Source organism: Streptomyces sp. NPDC056222, from assembly GCF_042264065.1.
In the GTDB taxonomy this organism is placed as follows: Bacteria; Actinomycetota; Actinomycetes; order Streptomycetales; family Streptomycetaceae; genus Streptomyces.
The window spans coordinates 36,729-53,453 of the sequence record NZ_JBHJTL010000011.1 but is presented as its reverse complement, the minus strand read 5'-3'; the positions used below and the strand labels follow the sequence as shown (position 1 = coordinate 53,453).

At 71.3% G+C, this 16,725-nt stretch carries 15 protein-coding genes; 2 read left to right on the top strand and 13 right to left on the bottom strand.

Going from position 1 to position 16,725, the window contains the following annotated elements; all coding sequences use genetic code 11:
- Nucleotides 1-24: 24 nt before the first annotated feature.
- Both ACFC0D_RS08115 and ACFC0D_RS08110 read right to left on the bottom strand, forming a co-directional pair.
- Complete coding sequence (locus tag ACFC0D_RS08115; RefSeq protein WP_376432456.1) at nt 25-1,569, bottom strand: phytoene desaturase family protein; 1,545 nt, start codon at nt 1,567-1,569, stop codon at nt 25-27.
- The gene (locus ACFC0D_RS08110) at nt 1,566-2,201 is read right to left on the bottom strand and encodes a DUF1345 domain-containing protein (RefSeq protein ID WP_376432325.1); all 636 of its coding nucleotides are present in this window, start codon (nt 2,199-2,201) and stop codon (nt 1,566-1,568) included. The genes ACFC0D_RS08115 and ACFC0D_RS08110 overlap by 4 nt, the downstream gene beginning before the upstream one ends.
- 129 nt (nt 2,202-2,330) lie before the next feature.
- Between ACFC0D_RS08110 and ACFC0D_RS08105 the strand changes: the two genes are divergently transcribed.
- The gene (locus ACFC0D_RS08105) at nt 2,331-2,807 is read left to right on the top strand and encodes a GreA/GreB family elongation factor (protein ID WP_376432323.1); all 477 of its coding nucleotides are present in this window, start codon (nt 2,331-2,333) and stop codon (nt 2,805-2,807) included.
- Nucleotides 2,808-2,838: 31 nt separating this feature from the next.
- Here the strand turns inward: ACFC0D_RS08105 and ACFC0D_RS08100 are convergent, their stop codons facing one another.
- From ACFC0D_RS08100 to ACFC0D_RS08070, 7 genes are all read right to left on the bottom strand, one after another.
- Nucleotides 2,839-3,654: a family 1 encapsulin nanocompartment shell protein gene (locus ACFC0D_RS08100; protein ID WP_376432321.1), complete on the bottom strand. Its 816-nt coding sequence runs from the start codon at nt 3,652-3,654 to the stop codon at nt 2,839-2,841.
- 5 nt (nt 3,655-3,659) lie between these two features.
- Nucleotides 3,660-4,643, bottom strand: coding sequence for a Dyp-type peroxidase (locus ACFC0D_RS08095; RefSeq protein WP_376432319.1), 984 nt, complete (start codon nt 4,641-4,643; stop codon nt 3,660-3,662).
- 94 nt (nt 4,644-4,737) lie between these two features.
- A complete protein-coding gene (locus ACFC0D_RS08090) occupies nt 4,738-5,184 on the bottom strand; it encodes a molybdenum cofactor biosynthesis protein MoaE (RefSeq protein WP_376432317.1) in 447 nt (148 codons plus the stop codon).
- A gap of 35 nt (nt 5,185-5,219) precedes the next feature.
- Nucleotides 5,220-6,452, bottom strand: coding sequence for a molybdopterin molybdotransferase MoeA (locus tag ACFC0D_RS08085; protein WP_376432315.1), 1,233 nt, complete (start codon nt 6,450-6,452; stop codon nt 5,220-5,222).
- A 14-nt stretch (nt 6,453-6,466) separates the two neighbouring features.
- Complete coding sequence (locus ACFC0D_RS08080) at nt 6,467-6,724, bottom strand: DUF6457 domain-containing protein (RefSeq protein ID WP_376432313.1); 258 nt, start codon at nt 6,722-6,724, stop codon at nt 6,467-6,469.
- 61 nt (nt 6,725-6,785) lie between these two features.
- Nucleotides 6,786-7,796 carry a GTP 3',8-cyclase MoaA gene (gene moaA / locus ACFC0D_RS08075; protein WP_376432311.1) on the bottom strand — a complete coding sequence of 337 codons (1,011 nt, stop codon included), beginning with the start codon at nt 7,794-7,796 and terminating at the stop codon, nt 6,786-6,788.
- Between the two features lie 124 nt (nt 7,797-7,920).
- A complete protein-coding gene (locus tag ACFC0D_RS08070; protein ID WP_376432309.1) occupies nt 7,921-10,233 on the bottom strand; it encodes an FdhF/YdeP family oxidoreductase in 2,313 nt (770 codons plus the stop codon).
- Between the two features lie 199 nt (nt 10,234-10,432).
- On the opposite strand from ACFC0D_RS08070, the gene ACFC0D_RS08065 reads away from it, so the two are divergent.
- Nucleotides 10,433-10,999, top strand: coding sequence for a DinB family protein (locus ACFC0D_RS08065; protein WP_376432307.1), 567 nt, complete (start codon nt 10,433-10,435; stop codon nt 10,997-10,999).
- Between the two features lie 119 nt (nt 11,000-11,118).
- On the opposite strand, the gene ACFC0D_RS08060 is transcribed toward ACFC0D_RS08065, so the two are convergent.
- The 4 genes from ACFC0D_RS08060 to ACFC0D_RS08045 form a co-directional block, all read right to left on the bottom strand.
- Entirely contained in the window at nt 11,119-11,829 is a 711-nt protein-coding gene (locus tag ACFC0D_RS08060) for a DUF6215 domain-containing protein (protein ID WP_376432305.1), read from the bottom strand.
- Between the two features lie 124 nt (nt 11,830-11,953).
- Nucleotides 11,954-12,751 (bottom strand): pyridoxamine 5'-phosphate oxidase family protein, encoded by a 798-nt coding sequence (locus tag ACFC0D_RS08055; protein WP_376432303.1) that lies wholly within the window; start codon nt 12,749-12,751, stop codon nt 11,954-11,956.
- Nucleotides 12,748-14,292: a globin domain-containing protein gene (locus ACFC0D_RS08050; RefSeq protein WP_376432301.1), complete on the bottom strand. Its 1,545-nt coding sequence runs from the start codon at nt 14,290-14,292 to the stop codon at nt 12,748-12,750. The genes ACFC0D_RS08055 and ACFC0D_RS08050 overlap by 4 nt, the downstream gene beginning before the upstream one ends.
- A 373-nt stretch (nt 14,293-14,665) precedes the next feature.
- Nucleotides 14,666-16,720, bottom strand: a complete 2,055-nt coding sequence (locus ACFC0D_RS08045) for a prolyl oligopeptidase family protein (RefSeq protein ID WP_376432299.1) — start codon at nt 16,718-16,720, stop codon at nt 14,666-14,668.
- Nucleotides 16,721-16,725 lie beyond the last annotated feature (5 nt).

Here is a 16,725-nt window from a genome sequence, read left to right as displayed (position 1 = left end):
CCGGTCGGCCCGCGCGCCGTCACGTCAGTCGGACGGGATGCCGAGGTGCCGCAGCGCGGACCGCGCCGCCCCGGCGCCGCACATGCCATGAGCCCCGGGGCCCGGCGGGACGGCGGCCGAGCACAGGAACACCCCGGGCAGGCCGGTGGCGTACGGGTCGAGTGCCGGGCGGGCGCCGAGGACGAGTTGAGGGATCGTCTTGGCTCCCGTGAGGATGTCGCCGCCCACAAAGTTGGCGTTGGCGGTGGCGAAGTCGGCGGGTCGGTTGCTCTGCATGCCCACGACGCGTTCCCGTACGCCGGGGGCGAAGCGCTCCAGCTGCCGCAGGATCGCCTCGGTGGCGTCCCCTTCGTAGCCGAACGGAACGTGGGCGTACGTATAGACAGGGTGGACGTTCCCCACCGACCGCGAGGGATCCGCCAGATATTGCTGGCCGACGAGGACGAAGGGGCGCTCCGGCATCCGGCCGGCCGTCACGTCCTTCTCCCCCCGCGCCACCTCGGCGAGCGGCCCGCCGAGGTGCACGGTGCCCGCGCGCCGGGCGTGTTCGTTCCTCCAGGGCACGCCGCCCTCGACGGCCAGGTCGACCTTGAAGGCACCCGGGCCCCGGCGGAAACGGCGGTACGCGGTCCGTACACGGGGCGGCAGGCGGTCGCCGTACACGGACGCGATCTGGCCGGGATCGAGGTCGAGGAGGGTGACCTCGGCGGGTGGGATCTGCGCGGCGTCGGTAATACGTACCCCGGTGTGGACGGTGCCGCCGTGCTCCAGGAGCGCCGCCTCCATGGCGCGGGTGATGGACTGTGAGCCGCCCTCGGCCACGGCCCATCCGGCGGTGTGGCCGGCGGTGAGGATGCCGAGTCCGATCGCCGAGCTGAGCGGGTGGGACAGCGGGCGGAAGGCGTGGGCCGCGACGCCTGCCCACAGGGCCTGCGCCGCGGGGGTCCGGAAGAAGCGGGCGAGGGCTGTGGCGGGCAGCACGGTGGGCAGACCGAAGCGGGCGAGCAGCAGCGGGTGCGACGGGATCCGCAGCAGGGGGCCCATGACGTCCTCGGCGAGTGCCTCCCAGCGCCGTACCGAGGGCTCCATCAGGGCCCGGTAGCGACTGCCGTCGGTGCCGAGTCCCGAGGCGGTGTCCTCGACGGAACGCAGCAGCATGCCGGCGGACCCGTCGTCCAGCGGATGCGCACAGTCGATGTCCGGAAGCAGCCAACGCAGCCCGTGGCGTTCCAGGTCGAGCGACCGGAGCGCGGGCGACGTGACGGCCATGGGGTGGATGGCCGAGCAGTGGTCGTGCAGCAGCCCCGGCAGGATCGCCTCGTAGCTGCGGGTGCCGCCGCCGACCTCGTCGGCGGCTTCGAGGACGGTGACCTCCAGGCCTGCCTTCGCGAGCAGGACCGCGGCGGCGAGCCCGTTGGGACCACCGCCGACGACGACCGCGGACGTCATGAGGCGATGGCCAGGGGCGGAACGGACGAGCGTGGCGTCGTGGATCTCATGCGTCCGAGTCTGACGCCGACCGGGCCGACCCTCCAAGCCCGGGTCCCGGTCCGTACCGGGCGACGTCAGCGGGTGACGAGTCCGACGACGAGATTGATGGCGGTGGCGAGGATGCTGGTACCGAAGACATAGGACAGGAGCGAATGCCGTAGCACCACCGCCCGGATCGTCGGACTGGACACGTCGGTGTCGGAGACCTGATAGGTCATACCGAGGTTGTAACTGAAGTAGAAGAAGTCCCGGTACGCGGGCTGCCGATCGGAATTGAAGTCGATCCCTCCCTCCGAATTGCCGTAATAGAGGAACGCATAACGGGTGGCGTACATCAGGTGCAGTGCGGCCCAGGCCATGAACACACCGCTGAGCGCGGTCGCGGCGGCGGCGTGGCCGGTGTCGGTTCCGCCGCGGAGGAGCAGGACGACGATGCTGCCAAGTCCGCACAGGGCGACCGCGACGATGACGACCTCGTCCGTGACGGGCCGGAAGTCCTCACGCCGGGCGTCGCGGCGGGTGGTGGCCGCGTCCAGCGGCCACATCTGGATCCACCCGGCGACGACGAATCCCGTCTCCGTCACGGCGATACCGGCGAGAACTCCCAGCGGTACGTCGGCCAGGACGCCGATGACGACGCCCGTCACCACTCCGACGGCCACCGAACAGACAAGCCGGGAAACCGCGGACCGCGGCAGCCAACGTCTCATGGGCCGCCACATTAGCGGCGCCCATATGGACCGCCGGTTCCGCCGGGCCGCGATTTGCCGGACTCTCCGCGGAGTGCGGTAATTGAATTGCCTGTACGACCGATTCGCCCGCGTATCACGGGAGCAGGAATGACCGGTGGACCCGAGCCCATCAGCGCCGTCGCTCTGCGGGCGCTCCAGGAGGAACTCGCGGACTTGCGCGCCGAACGGGATACGGCGGCCGCGACCTTGCGGGGCGAGGATCCTGTGGGCGACAGGGCGGACGAGGCGGACGAACTGCAGCGCGCCTCGGAGGTAGCCCGTCTGGACAGGCACATCGCCGAGATCGAGGGCCGGATCCGGGAGGCGTCCGTCGCGGGCGCACCGGCGACGGAGGTGATCGGGGTGGGCAGCACCGTCAGCGTACGGTTCGCGGACGGGACGGAGTCGACGCTCCAGGTCGGCGAGGTGGCCGAGGAGCTGGACCTGACCCTGGTGACCGCCGACAGCCCGCTCGGTCACGCGCTGCTCGGTCACCGCGCCGGCGACACGGTGACCTACCAGGCGCCCGACGGCCGCACGACCGCGGTCGTCCTCTCCCTGGGCGACATCCACGGCTCGTCGTAGCGCGGCGGGCGGGATTCGGGTCGTCGGGGCTTCAGGACGTGAGCACGACGACGGCCTCGTCCGTGTACGTCAGGAAGGTCAGCGTCTCCTGGAAGTACAGATCGACGCTGTTCGCGTCGTGCCCGGTGTAGCCGATCGCCAGGTCCTCGCCGAGGAGCAGCTCGAAGTCGCCGCCCCGGGTGGACAGGACGAACGCGCCGCGCAGTGCGGGCGCCCAGATCGGGTCGCCTCCCAGGATCCGGCCCAGGTGCGCCGCGATCGGGTAGCCGTGGTCGGAGGTCTCGCTGACCGCCGTGTACGCGTCGGCGCCGAGCAGGAGCGCGTACGGCCCGTCGACGCCGGCCAGCCGCAGCGACGTCAGGGCTCTGCTGATCGCGTCGGGGTAGTCGCGCGGCTCGGCGGGCAGGGCCAGCTCCGGGTTGGACGTCCGCGACCGCAGGCCTTCGATGCCCGCCGCGGAATACCCGTCGAAGACGGCGCGGTCCTCCGCGAAGGCCATGGCGCGTGCCGCGTCCTTCACGGGCTGCCAGTCGGAGTCGTGCGAGCCGCGCTCGACGTCGTCCACGGCGGCCCGGCTCACGGTGAACGGGACGCGGAGTTCGACCAGTCGGCGTGCCTCGCGCAGCCGCGCGGTGACGCCGGGGGCGGGCGGGTCGATCTCGTCGAGATGGCCTGTGCCGGCGGCGGCGAGCCCCGGGCCCGCCGGGGCGGGGACGTCGACGACCCGGCGCCCTGCGACATGGCGCCGGAAGGTGCGGCGCGCCTCTTCCTCGATCTCGGCCCAGGCCGCGGGGGTGATCGGGGCGAGTTCGCGGTGGAGGTTGTCGGTGGCGGCGGGGTTCGTCATGACGCTCAGGCTCCTTTGAGGCTGCCGATGCGCAGGGAATCGCCGCGGTGGGCGGTCCCGGAGGCCGGGGCGGGCAGGTCGCCGAGGAGGTCGGCACTGGGTACGAAGAAGAGGCCGCCGGTGACGGCCGTGGAGAAGTCGAGGATGCGGTCGGTGAGGCCCGGCGGGTCGCCGAGGAACATGTTGCGCAGCATCTGTTCGGTCACCGCGGGAGTACGCGCGTAGCCGATGAAGTAGGTGCCGAACTCGCCGCGGCCGACCTCGCCGAACGCCATGTTCTCGCGCACGATCTTCTGTTCGGTGCCGTCGTCGTCGACGATCGTGTTGAGCGCGACGTGCGAGTCGTCCGGTTTGACGCCGTCGGGGAGTTCCACGTTGGACGACTTCGTGCGGCCGATGACGTGTTCCTGCTCCTCGACGCCGAGCGACTGCCAGGCCGCCATGTCGTGCACGTACTTCTGCACGATGACGTAGCTGCCGCCGAGGAAGGGCGGCTCGTCGTCGGTGACGAACACGGCTTCGTCCGCCTGCCCGCCCTCCGGGTTCTCGCTGCCGTCGACGAAGCCGAGGAGGTCGCGCTCGTCGAAGTACTTGAAGCCGTGCACCTCGTCGACGACGGTCACGGCGGCGCCCAGGGCGTCGACGATGAGCCGGGCCAGTTCGAAGCAGAGGTCCATCCGGCGACCGCGTACGTGGAAGAGCAGATCGCCCGGGGTGGACGGCGCCCGGTGCCGGGGGCCCGTCAGTGGCGTGAAGGGGTGGAGCTCGCGCGGGCGCGGCCCGCCGACGAGGCGGTCCCACGCCATCGAGCCGATGCCCGCGACGCAGGTGAGGACGGAGTCCGGTGAACGGAAGGCGACGGAGCGCGTCAGCCCGGCGAGGTCGGCCAGCGCGTCCCGTACGGCTGCCTCACCGCCGGGGTTCAGCGTGGCCACGAGGAACACGGCGGCTCTCGGCGGCGGTACGACGACGGGCTGCGTGGTGACCACGTGACTCCCGGCAGACATTCAGTCACGAACGGCGACAAAGGGTACGGCTTCAGCGTATCCGGCCTCCGCCCGCGACGCAGGCCGGGCACCGCCGTCAGCAGGCGCCGACCCACTCCTCGGTGCCGTCCGTGAAGACCTGGTGCTTCCAGATCGGCACCTGGTGCTTGAGGTCGTCGACCAGCCTCTCGCACGCGGCGAACGCCTCTGCCCGGTGCGGACAGGAGACGGCCGCGATCACCGCGACGTCACCGATCGCGAGACGGCCGGTCCGGTGCACGGCGGCCAGTGCGCGGACCGGGAAGTCGGCGAGGACCTTCTCCGCCACCCGGCGCAGCTCGCCCGTGGCGCCCGGATGGGCCGTGTACTCCAGGGAGGTGACGGACTTGCCGCCGTCGTGGTCGCGCACCGTGCCGACGAAGACGGCGGTGCCTCCGGCGGCGGGGTCGCCCACCGCCGCGTACACCTCGTCGAGGGAGAGCGGGGTGTCGCGCACGGCGAGCAGCCGTAGCGGGTCATCGGCGATGTCGTGCCGGTGCGGCATGGTTCATGTCCGTCGTCGTGGGCGGCTGTACGGAGTCATCGGCCGGGGGCCTCCAGAACCTCTGTGGCGGAGCCTTCGGCGAGTCCACCGGGTGGGACCACCGCGAGGCCGTCGGCGAGGGCCAGCCCGCGCAGCATCGCCGGGCCGTCGAAGGCGAGCGGCACCGCGGTGCCCTCGATGAGACGCACCGGCAGCAGCCGGGTGTCCCGCGCGTGCCCCGGCAGCGGCGCGGCGGCTTCGGCTCTGCGCGGAGCCCGGTCGGTGTGTCCGCCCAATCGGTGCAACAGCGGCGCCGCGAGGGTGACGGTGCCTGCCACGGCGGCCAGGGGGTTGCCGGGCAGGCCCACGAGGAGTCGGGGGCGGCCGCCTGCCACGGGCGGGAGTTCGGCGAGGAGCATGGGATGGCCCGGTCGAACGGCGACGGAGTCGACGAGCAGCCGGCCTCCGGCCCGGGCGAGCGCGAGGTGCAGGAAGTCCACGGGACCGTCGGCGGTGCTGCCCGTGGTGACCAGGACATCGGCCGTGGAATGACGTACGGCCTCGCTCAGCGGACCGAGAGCGTCGGCCATCCGGCGTACACCGGTCGCCTCGGCACCGAACCGGCCCAGCCACGGCGGGAGCAGCGGGCCCAGCGCATCGCGGACCCGCCCGTCGCCGGGCAGACCGAAATCGAGCAACTCGTCGCCGAGGAGCAGGAGTTCGACCGTGGGGCGGCTGTGCACGGCCAACCGGTCGTACCCGGCGGCCGCTGCCAGGCCCAGCACCGCCGGCGTGACGGTCGTACCGGCCGGAAGGAGGGTTTCACCGGCCCGGCATTCCTGGCCGCGCGGCCGGATGTCGCGGCCGGAAGCCACCGGGTCCGGGGAGCGGTGGCGCAGGAGGCCGTCCGCTGCCGTCCGCTCACCGTGCTCGCGGCGGAGGACCGCGGTCGCGCCGGGCGGCAGCGAGGCGCCGGTGGCGATGGGCACGGCCGCGCCGTGGTCGAGCGGTCCGGGCCGCTCGCCCGCCAGGATCCCGCCGTCGTGAGGCCGCCACGGCCCAGGTCCCGCCACGGCCCAGCCGTCCATCGCGGCCGTGTCGAACGGCGGCAGGTCCGTGAGCGCGGTCAGTGGCTCGGCGAGGGCGTGGCCGAGAGCCTCGGACAGCCCCCGGGAGACCGCCGGGAGGGGCTGCCCGGCGGCCGCTCGGGCGACTGCCCGCGCCTCCTCCCACGGCATGGCCGGCGCCGATACGGGGGCCCGGGCGTCGAGACGGTCGAGAGATGCCACGCGAGTCACGCCGTTCACGCCTCCCCCGCCCCCTGCGCCCGCTCTCCCGCCCGGCGCTCGGCGAGGGCCGCCACCCGCCCACCGGCCTCCGTGACCGCCTCCGGGCCGCCTCCTGCCAGGGCGGCGGCGTAGCCGACCAGGAAGGAGGTCAACGGCGCGGCGGGGCGGGCGACTTCATGAGCGACCACCTTGGTCAAGTCGAGCAGCTCGGCGACATCGACATCCAGGTCGATGCCGAGTTCGGCCTTGACTTCGTCGATCCAAGCCTTCACTACGTGCACCTCTCGGCTGCGGTGGGTGGGGTGTTCCGAGCGCCGGGGGTCACCCGGCGGGTCATCCGCCGATGGCGGACATCGGGCGTGCGGGCCGGCGGAAGCCGGCGCTGTCGATGGCGTGGCCGGGGCCCTTGCCCGCCATCGAGGCGCGCCAGGCTGCCTCGATCGCGGCGTCGTCGGCGCCGCCGCGGAGCAGGCCGCGCAGGTCGGATTCCTCCGTGGCGAAGAGGCAGTTGCGCAGCTGGCCGTCCGCCGTGATGCGGACCCGGTCGCAGGTCCCGCAGAACGGGCGGGTGACGCTGGCGATGACGCCCACGACGGAGTCCGTGCCCTCGATCCACCACTCCTCGGCCGGCGCGTTGCCCTCCCGGCCGATCGGGGTGAGGGCGAAGCGCTCCCCGATGCGGTCCAGGATCTCCTCGGCGGTGACCATCCGGTCGCGGTCCCAGGCGCCCTGCGCGTCCAACGGCATCGATTCGATGAACCGCATCCGGTACCCGTGCTCCACAGCGAAGGCCACGAGGTCGGGGATCTCGTCGTCGTTGACCCCGCGCACCGGCACCGCGTTGACCTTGACGGGCGCGAGGCCGGCGGCCCGCGCGGCGCGCAGGCCCTCCAGGACGTCCGCGAGCCGGTCGCGCCGGGTGATCTCGGCGAAGCGTTCGGGGCGGAGTGTGTCGAGGCTGACGTTGAGCCGGCTCAGCCCGGCCTCGCGCAGGGCGGTGGCGCACCGGGCGAGACCGATGCCGTTCGTGGTGAGCGACAGCTCGGGTGCCGGGGTGAGGGCGGAGAGGCGAGCGACCAGGCCGGGCAGTCCACGGCGGAGCAGCGGCTCGCCGCCGGTGAGCCTGACCTCGGTGATGCCCAGGCGCATGGTGCCGATGCGCACGAGGCGTACGACCTCGTCGTCGGTGAGCAGCTCCGTCCGGGGCAGCCAGTCCAGGCCCTCGGCCGGCATGCAGTAGGCGCAGCGCAGATTGCAGCGGTCGGTGAGCGAGAGCCGCAGGTCCGTGTGGACCCGTCCGAAGCGGTCCAGGAGCGGACTCCGGACGGAGGGTGCTGAGGGCACTGGCTCACCTTTTCCTGTCTCCCGAATTTCATTCCATTCGAAAGAAATCGTCGGTGAAGCCGGTGGAGTGCGTCAAAGAGGAATTCCGTATCACGTGATAAAGGGCGCCTATCACATGCGGAATTCAGGCGGCGGGCGTGATGGTGACCCTGACGTGTTTCATGATCGGCTGGTCACTCTGGGTGCTGTAGTCGCCGAGCGCGCACAGGACGTTCATCTCGGGCATGTAGCCGGCCGCGCAGCCGCGCGGGATGTCGTACGGAATCGCCAGATAGCCGTTGAGGTGGCGTTGGCTGCCGTCCTTCGCGGTGCTGGTGATGTCGACGGGGTCGAACTTCGAGATCCCGCGTTCGCGCATGTCGTCCTGGTTCATGAAGACGAGGGTGCGCAGGTTCTTGATGCCGCGGTAGCGGTCGTTGTCGGAGTAGATGGTGGTGTTCCACTGGTCGTGGGAGCGCATGGTGCCCAGCGCCAGCATCCCGGGGTCCGGGAGGACGTCGGGAAGTTCGGCGGTGGAGAACTCGGCGCGGCCGGACGGGGTGAGGAAGACGAGTTCACGCGCGGGCTGCTTGATGCGGAAGCCGAGCGGCAGCCGCACACGGCGGTTGAAGTCCTCGAACCCGTCGAGGGCCTGGGCCATGGTGTCGCGGATGCGGTCGTAGTCCTCGATGTACCACTCCCACGGCGTCTGGCTCTCGGGCAGGGCGGCGCGGGCCATGCCGGCGACGATCGCGGGCTCGGAGAGCAGGTGCGAGGAGGCGGGGCGCTTCATGCCGACGGACAGGTGGACCATGCTCATCGAGTCCTCGACGGAGGTGCTCTGGACGCCGTTGCGCTGGTCGTCCTTCTCGGTCCGGCCGAGGCAGGGCAGGATGAGCGCCCGGCGCCCGTGGACGACATGGCTGCGGTTCAGTTTGGTGCTCACCTGGACGGTGAGGTCGCAGCGGCTCAGCGCCTCGTACGTGTACGGGGTGTCGGGCGCGGCGAGGGCGAAGTTGCCGCCCATGCCGACGAACACTCTCACGTCGCCTCGGTGCATCGCCTGGATGGTGCCGATGGTGTCCAGCCCGTGCTCGCGAGGCGGCTCGATCCCGCAGACCTGGGCGAGCCGGTCCAGGAACTCCTCGGTGGGGCGGTGGTCGATGCCGCAGGTGCGGTTGCCCTGGACGTTGCTGTGGCCGCGAACGGGCGAGGGCCCGGCTCCTTCCCGGCCCAGATTGCCGCGCAGCAGAAGGAGGTTGACGATCTCCCGTACGGTGTCGACGCCGTGTTCGTGCTGGGTGAGGCCCAGGCACCAGCTGACGATGCTGCGGTCGGCCTCACGGTAGACGCGGGCGGCCGCGAGGATGTCGGAGCGGCCGATCCCTGACTGGTTCTCGATCTCGTCCCAGGGCGTGGCCTCACAGAGGGCGCGGTACTCCTCGAAGCCGGCGGTGTGGCGTTCGATGAACTCCCGGTCCAGCGCCTTGGGATCGGAGTCGGACTGCTCCAGGATCGCCTTCGCCATGCCTCGTACGAGCGCCATGTCGCCGCCGATGCGCGGCTGGAGGTTGAGGGTGCTCGTCCGGGTCGAGTGGAAGGTGGCCATGTCCTTGAAGTCGTGCGGGATGATCGTGCGTGTGGCACCCGCCTCGACGAGCGGGTTGATGTGCACGATCTTCGCGCCGCGGTGGTACGCCTCGGAGAGGGCCGTGAGCATCCGGGGCGCGTTGGAGGCCACGTTGACGCCCATGATGAAGAGGGCGTCGGTGGTCTCCCAGTCCTTGAGGTCTACCGTGCCCTTTCCGGTGCCGAGTGCCGCCTGGAGGGCGCGGCCGCTGGCCTCGTGGCACATGTTGGAGCAGTCGGGCAGGTTGTTCGTCCCCAGTTCCCTGGCCATGAGCTGGTACAGGAAGGTGGCCTCGTTGCCGAGCCGGCCGGAGGTGTAGAACGACGCCTGGTGCGGGGAGTCCAGCTCGCGCAGGGTGCGCCCGACGAGCTCGAAGGCGTCCTTCCAGCTGACGGGGACGTAATGATCCGTGTCGGGGTCGTAGACCATCGGCTCGGTGAGCCGGCCCTGGTTCTCCAGGTCGTAGTCGCTCCACCCCGACAGCTCGGTCACCGAGTGGGCGGCGAAGAACTCACGCTCGACCCGCTTGCGGGTCATCTCCCAGGTGACGTGCTTGATCCCGTTCTCGCAGATGTCCAGGTGCAGGCCCTTGGTGTCGTCCGGCCAGGCGCACCCGGGGCAGTCGAACCCGGTGTTCTCGTGGTTCATCCTCATGATGGCCCGCGGCCCGTCCACCAGCGCGCCCTCGCGTGCCATGAACCGTGTCACGCTCTTGGCCGCACCCCACCCGGCGGCCGGATGGTGATAGGGCTGGAACTCCGGCTCGGCGTCGGGCTCGGGACCCACCCGCGGTTCCAGTCGTTCCTGCTCTTCGGGGGAGGCGCTCAAGGTCCTCACCTTCCGCGGTGCGGGCGTGGGGCCCGGGGGTGGGCATTTCCCTCAGCCTAGGCTCGCCTCGGACACCCCGCGATTTCGGCTGGGCCGGCCGGGCGGAAGGGCGGCCACGGGGCGACCACGGTGACCTCGGCCGGTGTGACGGCCGGGCGCGGGCGAAAACCCCTTGCGAGCCCGGTCCGCACGGATGATCATGCGATGCATGAGTGAGCAACCCGCCCGTTGGACCCAGGCCACCGTCTACCCCGACATGTGGACCGACCCGGACAATGACCCCCGCGACACCGACGGGGAAGGTCCGGAGGGCGAGCTTGCCACGCTGCTGGACTTCCTGGCGGGCTATCGCATGACCCTGCGGATGAAGTGCGAGGGCCTGGACGCGGAGCAGCTGGCCCGACGGTCGGTTCCGCCGTCGACGATGTCGCTGCTCGGCCTGATCCGCCACCTCGTCGAGGTGGAACGGGACTGGCGCAGCTGGATCAGCGGCGATCCGGTGCCGAAGCTGTACGGCGTCAAGGACGCGGACTTCCACGGTGCGGTCGCCGAACAGGCCGTCGTCGACGCCGCGTTCGCCGACCTGGAGCGTGAGCAGGCCGCGACCGACGCCGCGCTCGCCGAGCACCCGGATCTGAGCGAGCGCCTGCCTGAGGACGGGACCCCGGTGCGGGAGCTGATGGTGCACCGGATCGAGGAGTACGCCCGTCACTGCGGCCACGCCGACCTGCTGCGCGAGTGCGTCGACGGCAGGGTGGGCCAGTGACGGGGGCCTGGAGCTGACGGGGTGGCGGGGCGGTAACTCCCCGCCATGCGAGAGGATTCGGAGCGGCTGGTCCGCGACCGCGGTCGGGCACGCCCGATGACCGGCCGTGCCGGAGACCGTCACCCGGTGGCGGACCATCCCGGGAGCGTGGGCAGGACCTTCTCGGCGATGCGGAGCAGCACCGCGTCGTCCGGTACCCAGCCGTCCTCGCGCCACAGGGTCACTTCGAAGGATCCACCGCTGTCCTTGGCGTCCTGGGCCACGACGACGGTGCGGGCCGGGATGCTGGGACCGGTCTGCGCGTCGCTTCCGTCGAGGCGGAAGCTGATTCTGATGGCCTCGTCCGAGTAGAGCACCGCCGGGCGGCCGAGAAGCTTCCGTGGCTGCGCGTCGTTCCACAGGATCGAGGGCTCCCCGCCCACCGGACGGCCGTCGTAGGTGGCCGACAGCGTCACGGTGTACGTCCCGATCTCGACCTCGGCCGAAGGCGTGGCCACCTTCTCGTCGCCGCTCCCGTAGGAACTTTCGCTGCCGTGGGCGGACTTCACCGGCTCCGTCGGCGTACCCAGCAGCTCGGCGAGGTCGGGACGGTTCAGCACCTCGCACAGTTGCGTCCCAGTGACGGGCACCTGCCCCGGCTCCACCGGCGCCTTCTCCGGCTTCCCGTCCGAACACGAGGCAGGCCCCGAGCCGCTGTTCACGCCGCCCGAGTCCATCGTCCGGCCCATCACCCACAGACCGGCGCACAGGGCCGGTACGAGGACCAGGCCCGCGACGACCTGTCGCACCACCGCACTTCTGGAGAGCACCGCCGTGTCGTTGTCCGCCATCTTCCCCCCACCTGCCCTGATCCCCCGCCATGTGCCCGGGGACCGTAACCCGTGATCATCGGGGGGACAAGTGGATTTGGGCGCCGGCGCGGGTGGACACCGGCGGCGGACGGGGTGGGGCGGATCAGACGGACACGTTCCTGCGGAACCAGCCGCTGAACGCCTCGTCGGCTTCGGCCGCGCGCTGCTCGGCCCGCTCCAGGACCTTCTCGGCCTCCGCCCGCCAGGTCGCCGCGTCCGCGCGGGGCGGGGGCACGAAGGGACCCCGCTCCGGCGCTTCGGCGGCGGCGCCGAAGAAGTCGCCGCCCTTGCGCCTGAAGTCGTCCGTTCCCCATGCGCGGCCTGTGCCGTGCAGCGGCATCTTCTGCAGATGGGGGATGTGCTTGGCGCAGTGGATGTACGCCTCCTCGACGGCGACCTGCACCCACACCTGGGCGCGGCGGCCGGGCACGGGGTCGGAGGCGAGCCCGGCGTGCGCGCGGCGCATCTCGTCGTCGGCCACGACCCGTGCGGTGCCGTTGACATGGAGACCGATGCGGTCCTGGAGGAAGTCCATCATCAGGATGCCGACGTGCGGGTTCTCCTCGATGTTGCCGAGGCTGGCCTGGACGCCGTTGCCCCGGTACTCGGGGTAGGCAAGAGTCCGGTCGTCCAGGACGTGGAGGAAGCCGGGCGGGCCGGCCCGGAACGTGTTGTCGCACTCGCCGTGTCTGTCGGCGGTCGCGAGGAAGAACATCTCCTGTCGCGCCACGAACTCCCGCATCCGGGTGTTGAGTCGGTCCAGAACCTGATCGGCGTAGAACTTGTCGGCGCGCTCCGTGGTGCCCATGCGCTGCTGGACCTGATGTTCGCCGTCACTGCCCGGGCGGGTGGTACGCAGGGGCGTCGCCTGCCGCTGCCCGGTCTGTTCGAAAGTGCTCAAGTCGTTGCCCCGACCAGTTCCTCGATGGAGTCGTGCCGTATGCGATGGGTGGGGATGCCGATGCCCACCAGGGTGTCGACGCTGCGCCGGATCATCCCGGGCGGGCCGGACAGGTATGCGTCGTACGTGTGCCACGGGCCGAACTCGCGCACGGCCTCCGGGATGCCGCCGGACAGCAGGCCCACGGGGCCGTCGTCCACGACCGGGCGGACCGAGAGCCAGGGGTGCGACTGCTGGAGCCGCAGCATGGTGTCGATGTCGTAGAGGTCGTGGTTGCTGCGGGCGCCGTAGAACACGTCCACGGTGCGGCGGCGGCCGTGCTGTGCCACGTCCTCGACCAGGGCCTTGATGGGCGCGATGCCGGTGCCGCCGCCGAGGCACAGCAGTCCGTTGTCGGTGCTGTGGTTCACGGTCATGGATCCGGAAGGGGCACCGAGCCGGATCACGTGCCCCGGGCGGGCGCGGTGCACGAGGGCGTTGGAGACCCAGCCCGCCGGCACGGCCTTGACGTGGAAGGAGAGCAGCCCGTCGGAGCGGGGCGCGGAGGCGAAGGAGTAGTGCCGCCAGACCCGCGGCCACCAGGGGGTCTCCAGCGAGGCGTACTGTCCGGCGAGGAAGGGATAGGGCTGGTCGGGCCGGACCGTCACGACCGCGATGTCCGGGGTACGCATGTCGTGCGCGACCACCTCCGCCTGCCACCAGGCGGGGGCGCGCAGCTCGTCCTCGGCCGCCGCGTCGATCATGATCTGGGAGATCGCGGTGTAGGCGCCCACCCAGGCGGCCTGGGTCCTCGGCCCCCAGCTCTCCGGGGCGTAGCGGGAGAGGGCGCCGATGAGGCACTCGCCGACGGCCGGATAGTGCTCGGGAAGGGTGCCGTACTTCCGGTGCCCGCGGCCGAGGTGGGACAGGTACGTGGTCAGGGTGGCGGTGTCGTCCGCATGGGTCGCGGCGGTGAGCAGCGCCTTGAAGAGCCGGTCGCGCTGGGTGTCCATCGCCGCGGGGAAGAGGCTCCGCAGGTCGGGGTGGCGGAGGAAGAGCAGGGCGTAGAAATACGAGGTGACCTTGTCGGCGATCGGCTCGATCTCGGCCATGGTGCGGCGCAGAAGACCGGCGTCGGACGTGTCCTCGGGTGCCGGGGCAGGAACCGCGGCCGGCGGCTCGGGCTCAGGGGCGGGTCTTGGCGCCGGCGCCGGGCTCGGAGCGGGGGCGGCGGCCGGCGCCGGGCTCGGAGCGGGGGCGGCGGCCGGTCTCGACTCCTGGGCGGGCGCGGGGGCCGGGGCCTGGGCCGAGGTCGGGCTTGCTGCGGGAGCCGGTCGCTGAGGTGCCGTACGGCTTCTGTCGGCTCCGTTGCCCACCGGGCGTATCGGGGTGACGGGGCGGCTGGGTATGCGCTCCTTCGCGTCCCGTGATCCGGATCCGTCCTGCTGATGCTGCGGGCTTCGACCGAACCAGCCCGCGTCCCGACTGCTGCCACCGGAGTCGGCTCCGGGACTGACGCCGGACCTGTCACCGTCGGCCGACGTGGGGGTCGGAGCATCCATCGGTTTGCCTCGCCTCGAACATCTTTCGGTCGGTCTTCGTACGTGGGGTCCGAGTGTGCCCCGATTTCCCTCTCCCTATCGGAATTCCCGGTGTTCGCCCCGTCCCTTCAAATGTGGTGCTATGTACCGCACTTGATTGACGAGGGACGCCCAGGCGTTCGAACGGGCTCGACCATACCCCGCTCACGTGAATCCATGAACGGTAACTTCGGCCATCACGGCGACGTCGAGTTCCGGCTGGTCAGGACTGCGCAAGGCCAGGAACTCGAACGTTTTCACGAGTTACCGACGAGTTCGAGCGATACGACAAGCCCGTCACCGCGCGACTCGTAGGAATTCGCTGACGGAAAAGATACGAGGCGACTCCAAGCCCTCACAGCACAGGCGCGGGCTCTTCACGTTTCCCCCTCATGAGCCTCTGCCACAGGAAGGTGTGGACCAGGGCGTCGTTGTGGGCAGCCTGTTCGTTGTCGCCGGCGCCCGCGTGGCCGCCGCCGGTGTTCTCGTGCAGCAGGACCTCGTGGCCGAGTTCGCGCAGTCGTGCGGCCGCCTTGCGGGCATGGCCCGGGTGGACACGGTCGTCACGGGTGGAGGTCATCAGGAGGACCGGCGGGTAGACGCGGTCCTCGGCGAGCTGGTGGTAGGGCGAGATCGCACGGAGGTGAGGGCGATCGGCTTCGTCGTCCGGATTGCCGTACTCGGCCATCCACGAAGCCCCGGCGAGAAGCTTGTGGAAGCGGAGCATGTCGAGGAGCGGCACCTGGGCGACGATCGCGCCGAAGAGCTCCGGGTGGCGGGTGAGCATCGCACCCATGAGCAGACCGCCGTTGCTGCCCCCTGCCGCGCCGAGCATGGCGGGGGTGGTGATGCGCCGGGCGACGAGGTCCGCGGCGACCGCCGCGAAGTCCTCGAAGGCGCGCGGCCGCCGGGCGCCGAGCGCGGCCTGGTGCCAGTCCGGTCCGTACTCGCCGCCACCCCGGATGTTCGCGATCACGTAGGTGCCCCCGCGCTCCAGCCACGCCCGGCCCTTCACCGCGCCGTAGTAGGGGGTGAGGGAGACCTCGAAGCCGCCGTAGCCGTACAGCAGGGTCGGCCCGGGGCCGGTGACGGCGCGGTCGGGGCCGATGACGAAGTACGGCACCCGCGTCCCGTCCGGGGAGGTGGCGAAGAACTGCTCGACCGTCAGGCCGGCGGTGTCGAAGCGGGCCGGAGCCTGCTTGAGGATCTCGGTGTCGGCGCCGACCTCTCCCCGGTACAGGGTGGAGGGTTGCAGGAACCCCGACACATCCAGGAAGTACTCGTCGGAGAGGTCGGGGTCCGTGTCCACGACGGTGACCGCCGACAGCTCCGGAACGTCCGTGAGCGGCGTGCGCGCCCAGACGCCGCCGGGGTCGGGGGTGAGGACCTCGATGCGGGTGCTGACGTCCCGCATCGTCTCCAGGACCAGATGGTGCCGGGTCCACGAGTGCCCGGCGAGGGCGGTCCTCTCGTCCGGGGTGAACAGCACAGCCGCCGTACGGTCGCCCGCGAGGAAGCCCTCGAAGTCGAACGCCAGCAGGGAACCGGCCCGTTGCCCGAGCCAGTCGGACTTCAGGGTGACGATCAGATGCCGTCGGTGGACGTAGGCGTCGGCGTCGTCGGGGACGTCGATCTTCACGAGCGTGTCGTCGGCGCCGAGGACGTACGTCTCGCTGCGGAAGAAGTCCAGGGAACGGGCGACGAAGTCCCGTTCGAATCCGGGCGTGGTGTCGCGCCAACCCGAGGCCGCCACATCGACCGCGTCCGCCTCGAAGACCGGCTCGGCCTCCTCCAGCGGCGTACCGCGCCGCCACCGGCGCACGGTGCGCGGATAGCCGGCATCCGTCAGCGAGCCCGGCCCGAAGTCCGTGCCGATGAAGACGGTGTCGGCGTCGATCCACCCGATCCGCGTCTTCGCCTCGCCGACCTGGAAACCGCCCTCGACGAAGGACCGCGTGGCGAGGTCGAACTCGCGGACCACCACGGCGTCCCCACCGTCGCGCGACAGACACACCAGCGCCCGGTCGTACTCGGGGTGACGCACCCGCGCACCCGCCCACAGCCACTTCTCGTCCTCAGCGGCGGCGAGCGCGTCGAGGTCGAGGACGTCGTCCCACTGAGGGGCGTCCTTGCGGTACTGCTCGAGCGTCGTCCGCCGCCACACGCCACGTACATGCGTGGCGTCCCGCCAGAAGTTGTAGAGGAACGCTCCGCGACGCGCCGTGTAGGGGATGCGGTCCGAGGCGTCCAGCACCTCGCGCAGGCGCTCCTTCAGGGCGGCGAAGTCGGCGTCCGACGTCAGTGCGGCCGCCGTCTCGGCGTTCCGCTCGGCCACCCACTCCAGAGCTGCCTGGCCCTCCAGGTCCTCCAGCCACAGGTACGGGTCGTCATCATCGCGCGGCGTCGTCATGGCGC